Raw genomic sequence first — 14,549 nt, 5'->3', positions numbered from 1 at the left:
GAGAGCGATGGCTGTCGAGACGGTGCGGATCGAGCGTGACTCGCTCGGGGAGGTCGAGGTTCCGGTCGATGCGCTCTACGGCGCGCAGACGGCTCGCGCCGTCCGGAACTTTCCGATCAGCGGCTTGCGGCCGCATCCGGACTTCATCGTCGCCACAGCGCAGGTGAAGCTGGCAGCAGCTCGGGTCAACCACCGGGCCGGGCGACTGACCGATGAGCAGGCGCGGGCGATCGAGCAGGCAGCCCAGGAGATCATCGAGGGACTCTGGCACGAGCACTTCGTCGTCGATCCCTACCAGGCTGGGGCTGGTACCTCACACAACATGAATACGAACGAGGTGATCGCCAACCGAGCCAACGAGATCCTCGGTGGGCGGCGTGGCGAGTACAAGCCGGTACATCCCAACGACCACGTCAATCTCGGCCAGTCGTCGAACGACGTCATCCCGACAGCAGGACGGATCGCCTTACTGCGCGCGACGCCGAAGCTGATCGAGGCCTTGCGCAAGCTGGGTGAAGCGTTCTGTCAGAAGGCGCAGGAGTTCGGGAACCTGACCAAGACCGGGCGGACGCATCTCCAGGACGCGGTGCCGATCCGGCTCGGCGACGAGTTCACCGGCTATGGATCGGCGCTCAAGCGTGCGGCTGATCGGGTTGCGGAGGCTCGTCTGGCATTGACCGAGATCAATCTCGGGGCGACAGCGCTCGGTACCGGCATCAATGCGTTCCCAGGCTATCGTGCTCAGGTTGCGGAAGAACTGAGCCGCATCACCGGTTTTTCGCTGCGTCCGGCACGGAACACGTTCGAGATCACGCAGAGCCACGCCGACTTTGCGCACCTGTCCGGTGCGATCCGCAACGCTGCGCTCGAAGTGATCCGCATCTCGAGCGATATCCGGTTGCTCGGATCGGGTCCGCGAGCCGGGCTCGGTGAAATCATCCTGCCACCGGTTCAGCCGGGCTCCTCGATCATGCCCGGTAAGGTCAACCCCTCGATCGCCGAGATGGTCAATATGGTCGCCTTCCAGGTGGTCGGCTACGACCATGCCGTGTCGCTCGGCGTGCTTTCCGGCCAGCTCGACCTCAATGTCTGGACACCGCTCATCATCTACAACCTGCTCTGGGCGACCGACATCCTGACCAACGCGCTCGAGGTGTTCCGTACTCGCTGCGTCGAAGGTATCCGGGCCAACGAAGCGCGGCTGGCTGAGCTGGCGCATGGCAGCATCGCGCTGGCGACGATCCTCACGCCACGGATCGGATATCTCCGGGCAGCTGAGATCGCCAAGAAGGCCTGGGAAACCGGCAAGTTCGTGCGTGACGTCGTGATCGAGGAGGGTGTCCTCTCGCCGGAGGAGGCTGACGAGATTCTGGATCCGGTCAAGATGGCGTTGCCGCAGGACCCGGATGCGAACCAGTGCTGAGCATGAGCGGTGAGCACTTTTCCACTGGCCGCTCCAGGTATGCGGCAAGCGGCGAGCGGAGCGGCATGGGACATGGGAGGAGCGAGTCATGGCACGAGAGTATCCGTTCTATTGCGGTGGTGAATGGCGGACGTCGCCGAATCGCCTGGAGATTCGCAATCCCTATAACGACGAGCTGGTGGGCGTCACCTTTACCGCGACCGAGCAGGACTTCGAGGATGCGGTGACTGCTGCCCAGCAGGCCTTCGAGGTGACGCGCCGGCTGCAGAGCTACGAGCGGGCCGAGATCCTGCTCCGGTTGGCTGAAGGGCTCCGCCGCCGGCAGGAAGAGTTCGCTCGCCTGATCGCGCAGGAAGCCGGCAAGCCGATCCGCGACGCGCGGGTCGAGGTGCAGCGTGGCGTCTTCACGCTGACGACGGCGGCGGAGGAAGCCAAGCGGATCGGCGGGGAAGTGATCCCGCTCGATCTCATGGCTTACAGCCAGGGGCGTTTCGGGATCACTCGCCGGTTCCCGATCGGCCCGATCGCGGGGATTTCTCCGTTCAATTTCCCACTCAATCTCGCATTGCACAAGATCGCACCGGCACTCGCTTCCGGGAACACGATCGTGCTGAAGCCACCGAGCCGCGATCCATTGACCATGCTGACTTTCGCGGAACTGCTCGAAGAAGCCGGAGTGCCGAAGGGTGCCGTCAGCATCATGCCGATGGACCGGGTCGTCGGGGATCGGCTCGTGACCGACGAGCGCTTCAAGCTGCTGACCTTCACGGGCTCGCCGGATGTCGGCTGGGATCTCAAAGCGCGTGCTGGCAAGAAGAAGGTAGTGCTCGAGCTGGGTGGAAACGCTGGCGTCATCGTCGATCGAACCGCGAACCTGGACGTTGCCATCCCGCGTATCCGCGTCGGCGCGTTCGCCTACGCTGGACAAGTCTGCATCTCGGTGCAGCGCGTCTTCGTCCACCGGGCACGTTGGGACGAGTTCGTCGAGCGCTTCGTCGACGAGGTCAAGAAGATCAAGATGGGTGACCCGCTGGACGAGACGACCGATCTGGGGCCGATGATCGACGACAAGGCGGCGCGCCGGACGCAGGACTGGGTCGAATCGGCGGTGGCCGAAGGGGCCAAGGTGCTCATCGGTGGGAAGGCGGAGGGTCGGTTCTTCCAGCCGACCGTGCTGGTCGATGCACCGAAGTGGCACCCGGTGTGCAGTCGCGAGGTCTTCGCACCGCTGGTCGTGCTCTTCCCGTTCGACGACTTCGAGCAGGCACTGGCCGAGGTCAACGACTCGGTCTATGGGCTCCAGGCTGGCGTCTTCACGAGCAGCCTCGAGCATGCCTTGCGTGCCTTCGAGGTGCTCGAGGTCGGTGGCGTTATCATCAACGACATTCCGACTTTCCGCATCGATCACATGCCGTACGGTGGTGTGAAGGATTCAGGGTTGAGTCGGGAAGGGCTCCGCTACGCGATCGAAGATATGACGGAATTGAGACTTCTCGTCTTTCATCGGGTTCCCGAGGTCTCGTGATCCGCGGTGGGAAGGGTGCGCCACTGTAACGCTCTGCCGACACGCTGACGGAGGGGTCCCTGGAGGATCTCCCGGGGACCCTTTCCTTACCCCCATGTACGGCGGAGACTGCACTGAACGTTTTCCGAGTGCATCGGGTGTGGTCGGCGACCATGGCCAGATGACCCGGCTGCCGGATCGGGTTCTTCATCGGGTCGAGCGTGCTTTGGGAAACCGGCTCCGAGGGCTTCTCGGATCGGAGCGGGAGCGAGGACTCCGGCCGGGATCGTGCACGAGTGGGCGCGACTGCTGGCCGTGTGCACACTGCAATCGGCGTGATCAGTGGTGACGCAGGGCTCACCCGTAGCGATCGGAAGCGCTCTCGTCCTCTCACATCGTTCCGTGCGGTGTCCACAACAGGTGGCGGAGTCCTTGCTCGCTGGAGAGGAGCCCCTCAACTGCTTTGCGCCATCGCTCGTTCCACGCCATTCGTGCCGGGTGCCTCTCGTTAGTCCGCATGACATCGCTGTCGAGCGCGTGACTGCGGCATGCTCGATACGAGATACGGGCGAGGAGGCGAACCGGTGAATCCCGCAGCGTGAACGCAGAGCGCATCGATCCACGCGAACGGATACTCCCCAAAACGCGACGGTCATCAGCAGAGACCGTCGAAGATGCTCTAAATTTGCTTCGGAAAGACAGATCTATTACAAGTGGTTGTACAAGTAAGGCGGCAGTACATTACGCAACGGTATTGTTGATTGATTCGGATAAGAAGTCGTTCTGGCCACATATTGACGATGCCATGACCTGTTCGGTTCGAACGTATCCGGCTATGGTCGTTCCTGAGGGGTTCCTGACGTCTCGGATTCGCGAACGGTGTATCGGTGATGTCGTGGCAACGTGCGGGACAGATGCTCGAGGTCTGCAACTGCACGCTTCTCTGTCCGTGCTGGTTGGACATGACTGCACAGCCGGATCGAGGGTGGTGCGGTACGGCTATCTGGTTCGATATCGAACGTGGGACCGTTGACGGCCTGGACCTCGCTGGACTCGAGTCGTGATGGCTGCCGATATCGCGGGGGCTTTCGCTCAGGCTTCCCCACTACTCGAGGACTGGTGAGAGTATCGGACGGGACGCAACTGCCGTGAGACACACTGGTGTGGTCGTCATCCAGCTCGAGCATGCGTGCGGCCGTCGCGTTACCGCTCGGCCGCTGGCGTGCGCATTCAGGACCGTACCGAGGGCGCTGGTGCTTCGGGTTCCGCACGACTCGTATTCAGGCGATCCAGCCGTTCGATTCCAGCCAGGGCAGCACGGCGTCCAGCCCCGGAAGCACCGTATCGGCTGCCGCGAACCCGTCGAGGTGCGCGGTGTGCGCGTTGGGGACGGCGATACAGCGGAGTCCAGCTGCTCGCGCAGCGGCGACTCCGAGCGGGGCGTCCTCGATCGCGATGCAGGCGGCCGGGGATACCCCCAGTCGGCTAGCTGCGAGGCGGTAACAGTCAGGTGCCGGTTTACCCCGAGCGACGTCGTCGCCGGTCACGACCGCTGCGAACGCATCGGCGAGCCCGAGCTCAACCAGCACGAGCTGGACGTACCGGCGGTGCCCACTCGTCGCCAGCCCGAGCCGCATGCCGCGCTCCCGTAGCCCGGTGATCAGCTCGTGAGCACCAGGCATCGGGCGCACGTTGCCGGGCAGGCTCGCTAGGAACAGCGCATCGCGTTCGCGAGCTGCCTCGTCCGGTGCGACCGGCAGGCCGAGTTCCTCGACGATGATGGAGGCAGCATCGACTAGACGCCGGCCGAACAACCTGGGGAGAAGGGTGGCCGGGAGCTTCTTCTCCCACCGTTCCACGTAGCATTGCCAGGCTGCGAGCTGGAGCGCCTCGGAATCGACCAGCACTCCGTCGAGGTCGAAGACGACGGCGGCGATCCGTTCGGCCATCGTTCGCTCACCGTACCAGCAAGCAGAGGAACCGGCCGGCCCGTTGCTGGGCGGCCTGGAAGAGTCCGCGCGCGGCCATCACCAGGTACGGTTGCCCATCGAGCGCTTCGACGAGCGCTGACGGAAGTGCCCGCGCACCGAGGTGCGTGCCGGCCAGGGCTCCGGCGATCGCTCCACGGGTATCGCTGGCGCCACCCGCGTTGACGGCGATCGCGATGGCCTGCCGGAAGTCGTCCGGTGCCGCGACGAAGGCAGCGAAGGCGCTGGCGACCACTTCGTCGACCGCCGCTGACGAACCCAGCATCGCCAGCTGTGTCGCGGCAGCCGCCGGGTCACCCGCTGGCAAGGGACAGGAGGCAACCCGGCGCAACCGCTGCGCGACGGCATCTTCATCGATGAATCGCACCACCTCGTCGACGAGGACCTCTGGCGGTGTCATGCCCTGTACGAGCAGGAGCACTGCATAGGCTACAGCGAGCGCTCCATTGACGACCTCAGGTTCGGCATGCGTGATCACGGTCGCGCGGAGGACATCGCGGACGAAGAGTTCGGGATTGAAGCGGCAGAGCGCATGCAGGAGGCCGATCGGCGCGGCACGGGCGGCGGCACTCCCAGTCGCCATGCCAGGGCCCGCCACCCCGCGCTGGAAGTCACCGTGTTCAGCTGCATCGGCGAGCGCCCGGCGTGACGGCTCGTCCAGGAACGGTGCTCCCGGCCCCTCGAGAAGCCGGAGGAAACGGTAACCTGTCGCCGCGACGTCGAGATAGCCACCCGAACCGATCGCACTCTCGATGAGGCAGAGGGCGAGTTCGGTCTCGTCGGTGAACGTTCCAGCCGGAACCTCAACCGACCCGTCCGGCGCCAGAAGCGGGACGAACTGGTCGTGCCAACCATAGCGAGCGGTGATCTCTTCCGGCGTGAGCCCGGCAACCGGCATGCCCAGCGCGTCGCCGATCGCCATGCCGAGGAGACAACCCAGGAACCGGTCGAGGAGATCGACAGGCTGCGTTTCGTGCACCACCCATGCCTCCCGTCGTCACCGACGGTCAAGTGAAGCATGCGTTCTCTGTGTGCGCCAGTGCCGGTGCGCTGTGCACCGGACCATGCGTCATCCGCTGTGCCGGAACGGTCACGATCGTTCTCGAATCGTCCGGTGCATTCTCGCTGCGTTCCGGCTCGCGCGGCAGTCTGTGGGAGAGGCCGCTCAGGCTGGATCGGCAAGTACTCGGGGTTGCACGCGAGGCCTGAACCGAAAAGCCCTGTCTCCCGATCTCACCAGGTGCTATGCTGGCGGTATGCGTAGGAGGACGACCGGCTGGCGACGGGTGCGTGAGAAGGAAGCGGGAAGCAATGCCGCGGATCGTGAGCGATCTGGTGGATGTGTACGTGTTCCGGCGGCTTCCGCAGCGTCCATCGTACGATGTCCAGTTTCTCCTCTTGCGTCGTCGAGCCGATGGGCCACTGGGCGGGACCTGGCATGCCGTCCACGGCCGGATCTTACCGGAGGAGCGAGCCGTGGATGCCGCGGTGCGCGAACTCCTGGAGCAGACCGGACTGGTGCCGCAGCGACTGTACTCGGCCGATTATGTCTCGCAGTTCTACGATCACGCCAGTGACGCGATTGTGCTCGCGCCGGCCTTCGCGGCGCTCGTCGAGTCACGCGCGGCGGTTCGTCTCTCGCCGGCTCACGATGATTTCGCCTGGTGTGACCTGGAAGAAGCGGTGGCACGTCTCCTCTGGACCAGCCAGCGCTGGGCGGTGCGCCACATTCACGCCGTGATTGCCTGTGGCGGCGAGGAAGCCGAGTACTACGCCCTGACTTAGAGTTCTTCCAGGCTGTCGCGGAGAACGTCGAAGTACTCGAGTGCGAGTCCCGTACCGATCGCCACGCAACTCAACGGGTCATCGGCGACGAAACAAGGGACACCGGTCACCTCGGTGAGCAAGCGATCGAGATTGCGCAGGAGTGCGCCCCCACCGGTCAGAACCATGCCCTTGTCGATGATGTCGGACGCCAGCTCCGGTGGTGTCTCCTCGAGGACAGCGCGCACGGTAGCCAGGATCGCCTCGAGCGGTTCGGCGATCGCTTCCACGACCTCGTTGGCGTGCAGCTGGATCGTCCGGGGAAGCCCGGTTACCTCGTCACGGCCCCGGACTTCCATCACCAGATCCTCTTCGACCGGCAGGGCTGACCCGATCGCGATCTTGATCTCCTCGGCCGTCCGCTCGCCGATCCGCAGGTTGTGCTTGCGTTTGACGTAGGCAGCGATCGCGTCGTCGAGGTGATTGCCACCGATCCGGACCGATTTGGCGACCACGATGCCGTTCAACGAAATGACGGCGACTTCGGTCGTCCCACCGCCGATGTCGATCACCATGTTCCCACTGGGATCAGCGATGGGGATGCGGGCACCGATCGCCGCCGCGAGCGGCTCGGCGATCAGATACGCCCGGCGCGCACCAGCGTTGAGCGCTGCGTCGCGGACCGCCCGGCGTTCCACGTTCGTGACGCCAGCCGGAACCGAGATCATCACTTCCGGGCGGATCAAAGAAAAGCGTCCGACCGCTTTGTTGATGAAGTAGCGGAGCATCTCCTGGGTCACGACGTAATCGGCGATGACGCCATTGCGCATCGGGCGAACGACTTCGATCGTATCCCGCGGCTCGCGTCCGAGCATGTTGCGCGCTTCGATGCCGACCGCCTTGACCCGCCCGTCCTTGGCAGAAATTGCGACGACCGAGGGCTCGTTGATCACGATACCCCGACCCCGCACGTAGACGAGAACGTTCGCGGTTCCCAAATCGATTCCCAGCTGCTTCGGCACGGTTCCCTCACCCCATCCGACTGGTACCACCGCTCCGGAATGCCGATCCGACGCTGTACCGGTTCAATTCTAGCATCGCGATGGGAGAATCTTTGGCGTAAGGTTGACCGTCTGTCCTGCGTGGTTCGCACTCACTCTTGACGCTCCCGTAACCCTCTGGTTCGATCCGCGTTGACACGGGAGCACTGTATGCGTGAGTCAGCAGAGGCTATCGTCATCGGGGCTGGTATCGTCGGTGCGAGTACTGCCTATTGGCTCACCCAGTTCGGTCTGTCGGACGTCCTCGTGTTGGAGCGAGCCGTGCCAGCGAGTGGCGCGACGGGGAAGTCCGGCGCGCTCGTCCGGCTGCACTACCCGAACCCACACGAGACGCGCTTGGCACTCGAGAGTCTTCGATTCTTCCAGGAGTGGGAGGTGCGGGTCGGAACGCCGTCGCCGTTCGTCTGTACGGGCTTTCTCCAGGTCGTCGCTCCGGAAGACGAGCAAAAGCTCCGGGCGAATGTGGCGATGCAGCGGGCGCTCGGCGCACCGGTCGAGCTGGTGACCGCGCAGGAGGTCGCTGAACTCGAACCCTGGCGCGACGTCGCAGGACTGACTGTGGCCGCCTATGAGCCGGAGAGTGGTTATGCTGACCCGGTTGCGGCGACGCTCGGTCTGCTGCACCGGGTACGGCAAGCGGGGGCGAAAATCCGTACCGGCGAGCGGGTGCTGGCGATCGAGGTCGAACGGGAGCAGGTCATCGGGGTCCGAACGGAACGGGGGCATATTGCAACTGGAGCCGTTGTCCTGGCAGTGGGGCCCTGGGCGAATCAGCTACTCGCGCCGCTCGGTCTGAACTACGGTCTGGTGCCCCGGCGGGTGCAGGTCGCCATCTTCCGCTGGCCGAGTGATCTCGCACCCCGGCACTGCTGCGGCATCGATACGAGTGTTGGCATGTGGTATCGGCCAGAGGGGGAGACAAGCACGCTGGTCGGACTGGAAGCCGGAGTCGTTCCTGCTGATCCGGACCAGTATGCCGAGACAGCGGACGCCGCGTTCGTGCCGGCGGCACGAGCAGCGATCGCTCGCCGGTACCCGGAGCTCGCGCACGGTATCGCTCGCGGGGGCTGGGCTGGTGTCGTGATGCAGAGTCCGGATGGCCGTCCTCTGATCGGGCCAGTTCCTGGTTACACCGGTCTCTTCGCCATGCTCGGCGATTCAGGCACCTCCTTCAAGACGGCCCCAGCTGTCGGACGAGCACTGGCCGAGTGGATCGTGCACGGTACACCAGCACAGGACCTCTCACCATTTCGGCTGACTCGCTTCGCGGAGGGGCAGCCTTGGGTCGATGCGACCGACTACGCTCGCCCTCACCGGACCGTCTCGCGCTGATGCGGCGCCTGGTAGCGCCGGTAGAGCCAACGCTTGGTGACCTCGACCAGCGCGAGGTACGTGGTGACTGCGCCAGCGAGAACGATAAGATACGCCGGTGGTAGGGGCACGAACCCGAGCAGTCGAGCGAGCGGGCTGTAGGGTAGCAAGAGACCGACGACGACCACTGCCAGAACGTTCAGTGCGAACGATCGACTCGGGAGCCAGCGCCACGGTGCCCGCGCCGTTCGGATGACGAAAACGACCAGGCACTGCGTCACGAGTGACTCGACGAACCAACCGGTGTGGAAGACTACCTCGGTTGCCCGGAAGAGGAAGAGCAGCACGCCGAAGGTCAGGAAATCGAAGAGCGAGCTGACGGGCCCGAGAACGAGCATCGCGCGGCGGATGAAGCCGATGTCCCAGCGCCGGGGCGACGCGGTGAGTTCCGGATCGACCCGGTCGCGTGGAATCGCAACTTGTGCGAGGTCGTAGAGAAAGTTATTGAGCAGGATCTGGTGTGGCAGCATCGGCAGGAAGGGGAGCAAGACAGCTGCACCCGCCATGCTGAAGACGTTTCCGAAGTTCGAACTCGTTTCCATGAGCAAGAACGTCATCACGTTGGCGAAGGCGCGTCGGCCCTCCAGGATCCCCTCATGCAGCGTCGATAAGCGCCGGTCCAGGAGCACGATGTCAGCTGCCTCGCGAGCGATATCGACTGCGTTGGCGACCGAGATACCGACGTCGGCAGCGTGCAGCGAGGGCGCATCGTTGATGCCATCGCCGAGGAATGCGACAGCGTGACCGCGTGCCTTGAGTGCCAGCACGATCCGGTGCTTCTGTGCCGGCGTGACACGGGCGAAGACGTCCGCTTCCTCGGCGATCCGCTCGAGTGCCAGCGGATCGAGGTGCTCGAGTTCGCTCCCGAGGACGATACGCTGGGCGGGCAGTCCGACTGCGCGGCAGACCGCGGCGGCGACGAGTTCATTGTCGCCAGTCAGGATCTTGACCCGCACACCATCCTCAGCGAGTTGCCGGATCGTCTCGGTCGCTTCCGGTAGCGGCGGATCAGCGAAGGCGAGGAGCCCAGCGAAGACGAAGTCACACTCGGCGGTTCGATCGAGCGACTGTTCCGGGCTCCAGGCACGCCAAGCGACAGCGAGAACCCGGTACCCCTGAGCACTCAGCTGACGAAACAGAGCGAGGGCTTGCTGCCGTGCGGCCTCGTCGAGCGGGTGGATCCCGCTCGTGTCCTCGTAGCTCACGCAAATGGGGAGGACCGCTTCTGGCGCCCCTTTGGTCACAGCGAGGACTTCCTCGCCGAGCCGGACTGCCACTGTGACGCGTCGGCGCTCGAAATCGAACGGGAGTTCGTCGAGCTTGCTGAGTTCCGGTATGCCGGGAGGTGCGACTGCGAGGAGCGCCTGGTCGAACGGACTGGTGAGCCCCGACTGGGTCCGGGCGTTGACCCACCCCAGCAGGAGCGGACGTGGCGAGTCGGTGCCGTCGGCGGACAGCGCGTACGTGAGTTGCATGCTGCCGAGCGTGAGCGTGCCGGTCTTGTCGCTACACACGATGTCGACGCTGCCGAGGTTCTCGATCGCCGGGAGCGACTTGACCAGAACGCGCCGCCGGGCCATCCGGAGCGCGCCCTGAGCCAGTGCGATCGTGACGATCATCGGGAGGAACTCCGGGGTGAGGCCGACCGCGAGCGCAACGGCGAAGAGGATCGAGTCGAGTGGGGGACGGCCGAAGGCGAGCGTGACCGCGAGCACGAACAACACGAGGAAGGTCACAGTGCGGGTGATCAGGAGGCTGAACTGCCGGAGACCACGCTGGAAAGCCGTTTCCGGCGGTGGCGCCGCCAAGCGGCTGACAATATTCCCGAACAACGTCGCCTGGCCGGTCGAGACGACTTCGGCGATGCCTGCTCCGGAAACGACCGACGAGCCGAGGAAGACCATATGCGGTGCGTTCGGATCTGCTACCACTGGAGCTGTTGGCGCGGCCTGCTTCTCGACCGGCACTGACTCGCCGGTGAGTGCCGCTTGCTGGACCATCAAGTGGACGGCCTCGAGCAAGCGAGCATCGGCTGGCACGAGGTCACCGGCTGTGATCTTGACGATATCGCCAGGGACGAGCTCGCGTCGCGGTATCTCCCGCCATCGTCCATCGCGGAGGACCGTTGCGGTGGGAACGATGCGCGAGCGGAGGCGCTCGAGTGCCTGTTGCGAGCGGTACGACTGGAGGAAGTTGACGGTCGTACTGGCCAGGACGATGGTCACGATCAGGCTGGCATCGACATACTCACCGAGCACCGCGGTGATGCCGCTCGCGATCAAAAGAACGATAGTTAGAGGGTCGAGGAAGAGGCGTGCGAGAGTCACGAGTGCTCGCGGCCGCTGCGTCACCTCCGGTTCGTTTAGTCCGAATCGTCGGAGACGCTCGGCAGCCTCCGTGTCACTCAGCCCCTGCCACTGGGAAGCGTTCGAGTACTGGTTAGCCATCAGCGTACTCCGTCCCGATAGCGAACGTGGCTGACTCGACATATGGGGGTGTCTTGGGTAGGATCAGCCACGCGAGCAGGCTCATCGCGAGCATCGCGACGACTGTACCGCCCCAGAGCGAGGAGCGTTGCGCCAGTTTCGAGCAGCGTTCTCGCGAGTCACGTAGCGCCTCCCACGCCGATGGACTTGACGATGTCCCTGTGCTGCCGACAAACACCACGCGGTGCGTCGGCGTGTCGCCGCCACGCGCGACCAACCCATCGAGCGCATTGACTACGCGCTGTAACGCGAAGACGTCGCCAACGCGGGCAACTGAGAGGAACGGGGTCGCTACCGCGCCCGACGCTCGCTCGTACGAGTAGAGGTTGACGGCGATTCCGAAGCATGCCATCACAGTGAGGAAGCGGCGAGGCGTTCGGCCAAGACAGAGGGGTCCATGCGTCGATGCGCGTGCACGCGCCGCGAGCAGCAAGATGCGCCGGGTACCGGGACGGTCGATCGTCCCGGCGAGGGCGATCGTTGCCATGACTCCGAGAACCGACGAGAGAGCAATGCCCGCTCCTGCGGACCTCTTGCCGAGTCTGACGATCTACGCACAGTAGATGGCCAGAAACGGCAGCACAATGTCGCGAGCCAGGAAGAGTACAGAAGCTGCCAGGGCGAGGACGAGGAGGCCGCGGGACTATGCTCGGCTGACGCGAACCGAGGAATGTCCTGTAGGACGCGACAGAAGGCGTTTGTCCCCCGCGTGCAGGGTAGCGTGCTGGCACAGCTATCTCACCACGGTGGGTGGAGCAGAGCACGCGGGCGCCGAAACGGAAGTCCGACAGCGACGAGAGTGAGCGCGTCGAACTGGCCGGCTGGGCTGCAGGAGCCGGTGTCGCGACTGACAGGGAGACGAGCAGGAGGTGCGTGTCATGGCCATCGTCGATCTCAGCCATCCCTTCGATCCGGCCATCCCACTGTTTCCTGGTCTGCCAGCTCCGGAAATCGTCGAGTACCGGAGTCGCGAGGAAATGGCGCGTGCGTACGCCGAGGGTACGACCTTCGTCATCCATCGCTACTGCTTCGTCGGCAATGCCGGTACGTACCTGGACGCTCCGTATCACCGGTATGCCGATGGTCTCGACCTCGCTACGCTGCCGCTCGATCGGGTGGCCGATCTTCCCGGTCTCGTCGTCGACGCGCGCTGGCGTGTCGCGCGTGGTGCGCTGGCGATCGGGCCGGAACGGTTCGCCGGTCTCGACCTGAGCGGATCGGCAGTACTGGTCTGCACCGGTTGGGACCGTTTCTGGGGAAGCGACAGATATCTCGCAGCCAACCCGTACCTCACCGCAGAGGCTGCGGCGTTGCTCGCCGAGCGTGGGGCCGTGCTGGTCGGGATCGACAGCTGGAACATCGATGATGTCGCCGACCGGCGACGTCCAGCCCACACCATCCTGCTTCGGGCTGGTGTCCCGATCGTCGAGAACTTGACCGGTCTCGATCGGCTGGTCGGTCGCCGCTTCCGCTTCCACGCTGCGCCGATCCCGATCCGCTCCGGCTCAGCGGTTCCTGTCCGGGCGTACGCGGTGCTCAGCGAGACGGCGGCAGCGTGAAGTCGGTCGGGACGCCGTCCTGCGACGAAAGACCGACGAGTTGGCGAAAACGTGCCCAGAGCTCTTGTTCGGTGCGCGTCGACTCCTCATCGGCTGCGCGGCGGGCACGCTGCCAGCGCTCACGCACGGAAGCTTCCAGTGCCCGGCGCCGCTCCGAGGAGAGGAGCGCGGCGACAGCGGCACCGGCTGCGATACCCAGTGCACTGCTCGCCAAGAAGCGGGCGATTCGAAGCTTGGCCATCGCTCATCTCCGCTTCGATCGTGCGACGAATGAGAATGCGATACCGGTGACGATTCCACCAGCGAATGCCAGAAGAGAACCGAGTGAAACGCGCAGGAACGTGGGACCGGCGAGTTCGCGGACGAGCGCGATCCCAACCGTTCCGTGCTCGACCTCGACGCGGTCGGCGCGGAGCAAGCCGATCCGTGCCCGCGCTGCCCGGAGTTCCCGCACACGCGCCAGCGCCACAGCGCTCCGGAGGGCAACAGCTCGCTCGGCCTCGAGATGACGGATCGCGCTCCGGTCAGCTTGCACGCTCCTTCCCTCGACGCGCTGTGCGGTGGAGCGCTCGAGACTGACCCGTTGCCCGGTGAGCTGGGCGATCCGGCTTCCCTCGACGACGATCGTCTGCCCCTCGACACGGTCGACGTGCATATCGCGGACAGCGGTCGCTTCGGTCGGCACGTTCCCGCCCGGTTGCCGGTAGACAGTCGGGTGGATACCGGGTCGATCGGATTCGTGCATCGGTCGTATCCTTTCCGTGATCTCGCCGGCGTGCTACGTCCGACGTCAGGATGCGCGCGTCCGGGCCGATTTCGCGATCTCGGCGAGATCTTCGAACAGGTAGCGTGTCCAGCGATCGAACTGCTGGTCTCGCCAGTCCTTCAGGAAATTTCTGACGGCCAGTCGCGTGTCCGGCGGCATTTCGGCCCAAGGGCGCTGGATGCCCTCGAGTTCCGTATGTTCGCGGGCGAAGCGCGCGAGCGCTTCCTGCAATTCCTCCTGGGCGCGTTCCGGTCGCTCGATGAGAAACCCGAGTTCCTGCAGGTCGGCATCGAGCACGACGAAGGTCGGGATCGCCTGGGAACCGTCCGGGCGCCGGTACCGGCCAGCGAGATCCTGATGCTCGCTCCGGCGGACGATGCGGACCTCGATCGTCGGGATGCGCTGGGCCAGTGCGATGACCATCGGCACGAACTGGACGGAATCCGGGCACCAGTCCTCGGTAATGACGAGGATGGCGAGCGGCTCCTGGCCGAAGGCCGCCCAATCGCCTGGCATGACGCGCGTCCGCGCGATGTTCGCCTCGAATTCCTCTCGGTACTGCTGCATCGAAGCGATGTACTCCTCAGGCGTCATCGCCTGTTCCCATCGCTCCGCAACCAGGGTCAT

14 protein-coding genes are annotated in these 14,549 nt (G+C 64.8%); 6 read left to right on the top strand and 8 right to left on the bottom strand.

What is annotated here, in order from left to right; all coding sequences use genetic code 11:
• The first annotated feature begins 7 nt into the window (after positions 1-7).
• The 3 genes from OO015_RS04105 (at position 8) to OO015_RS14165 (ending at position 3,991) form a co-directional block, all read left to right on the top strand.
• Entirely contained in the window at positions 8-1,423 is a 1,416-nt protein-coding gene (locus tag OO015_RS04105; RefSeq protein ID WP_265939959.1) for an aspartate ammonia-lyase, read from the top strand.
• Between the two features lie 88 nt (positions 1,424-1,511).
• A complete protein-coding gene (locus OO015_RS04100) occupies positions 1,512-2,948 on the top strand; it encodes an aldehyde dehydrogenase family protein (RefSeq protein ID WP_265939958.1) in 1,437 nt (478 codons plus the stop codon).
• An 869-nt stretch (positions 2,949-3,817) separates the two neighbouring features.
• On the top strand, positions 3,818-3,991 hold the full coding sequence (locus OO015_RS14165) for a DUF1326 domain-containing protein (RefSeq protein ID WP_416236566.1): 174 nt from the start codon (positions 3,818-3,820) through the stop codon (positions 3,989-3,991).
• Between the two features lie 216 nt (positions 3,992-4,207).
• On the opposite strand, the gene OO015_RS04095 is transcribed toward OO015_RS14165, so the two are convergent.
• A complete protein-coding gene (locus OO015_RS04095; protein ID WP_265939957.1) occupies positions 4,208-4,876 on the bottom strand; it encodes an HAD family hydrolase in 669 nt (222 codons plus the stop codon).
• A 7-nt stretch (positions 4,877-4,883) separates the two neighbouring features.
• Positions 4,884-5,897 carry an ADP-ribosylglycohydrolase family protein gene (locus OO015_RS04090; RefSeq protein WP_265939956.1) on the bottom strand — a complete coding sequence of 338 codons (1,014 nt, stop codon included), beginning with the start codon at positions 5,895-5,897 and terminating at the stop codon, positions 4,884-4,886.
• A gap of 329 nt (positions 5,898-6,226) precedes the next feature.
• Between OO015_RS04090 and OO015_RS04085 the strand changes: the two genes are divergently transcribed.
• Positions 6,227-6,700 carry an NUDIX hydrolase gene (locus OO015_RS04085; RefSeq protein ID WP_265939955.1) on the top strand — a complete coding sequence of 158 codons (474 nt, stop codon included), beginning with the start codon at positions 6,227-6,229 and terminating at the stop codon, positions 6,698-6,700.
• Here OO015_RS04085 and OO015_RS04080 read toward each other — a convergent pair.
• Entirely contained in the window at positions 6,697-7,701 is a 1,005-nt protein-coding gene (locus tag OO015_RS04080) for a rod shape-determining protein (protein ID WP_265939954.1), read from the bottom strand. The genes OO015_RS04085 and OO015_RS04080 overlap by 4 nt on opposite strands.
• A gap of 189 nt (positions 7,702-7,890) precedes the next feature.
• Between OO015_RS04080 and OO015_RS04075 the strand changes: the two genes are divergently transcribed.
• A complete protein-coding gene (locus OO015_RS04075; protein WP_265939953.1) occupies positions 7,891-9,072 on the top strand; it encodes an NAD(P)/FAD-dependent oxidoreductase in 1,182 nt (393 codons plus the stop codon).
• Here the strand turns inward: OO015_RS04075 and mgtA are convergent.
• Entirely contained in the window at positions 9,051-11,558 is a 2,508-nt protein-coding gene (gene mgtA / locus OO015_RS04070) for a magnesium-translocating P-type ATPase (RefSeq protein WP_265939952.1), read from the bottom strand. The two genes, OO015_RS04075 and mgtA, sit on opposite strands and share 22 nt — an antisense overlap.
• On the bottom strand, positions 11,551-12,084 hold the full coding sequence (locus OO015_RS04065) for a hypothetical protein (protein ID WP_265939951.1): 534 nt from the start codon (positions 12,082-12,084) through the stop codon (positions 11,551-11,553). The genes mgtA and OO015_RS04065 overlap by 8 nt, the downstream gene beginning before the upstream one ends.
• A gap of 391 nt (positions 12,085-12,475) precedes the next feature.
• Between OO015_RS04065 and OO015_RS04060 the strand changes: the two genes are divergently transcribed.
• Positions 12,476-13,156, top strand: coding sequence for a cyclase family protein (locus tag OO015_RS04060; RefSeq protein ID WP_265939950.1), 681 nt, complete (start codon positions 12,476-12,478; stop codon positions 13,154-13,156).
• On the opposite strand, the gene OO015_RS04055 is transcribed toward OO015_RS04060, so the two are convergent.
• Genes OO015_RS04055 through OO015_RS04045 form a run of 3 tightly spaced genes read right to left on the bottom strand, consistent with a single transcriptional unit; the run spans position 13,134 to position 14,549 of the window.
• Positions 13,134-13,397, bottom strand: coding sequence for a hypothetical protein (locus tag OO015_RS04055; RefSeq protein ID WP_265939949.1), 264 nt, complete (start codon positions 13,395-13,397; stop codon positions 13,134-13,136). The two genes, OO015_RS04060 and OO015_RS04055, sit on opposite strands and share 23 nt — an antisense overlap.
• A 3-nt stretch (positions 13,398-13,400) precedes the next feature.
• Positions 13,401-13,901, bottom strand: a complete 501-nt coding sequence (locus tag OO015_RS04050; RefSeq protein ID WP_265939948.1) for a hypothetical protein — start codon at positions 13,899-13,901, stop codon at positions 13,401-13,403.
• A 45-nt stretch (positions 13,902-13,946) separates the two neighbouring features.
• On the bottom strand, positions 13,947-14,549 hold the full coding sequence (locus tag OO015_RS04045; protein WP_265939947.1) for a thioredoxin family protein: 603 nt from the start codon (positions 14,547-14,549) through the stop codon (positions 13,947-13,949).

Origin of the sequence: Thermomicrobium sp. 4228-Ro (assembly GCF_026241205.1) — a bacterium.
GTDB lineage: Bacteria > Chloroflexota > Chloroflexia > Thermomicrobiales > Thermomicrobiaceae > Thermomicrobium.
Note: the sequence above shows the minus strand (reverse complement) of the source record. Positions and strands in the feature narration are given on the sequence as shown.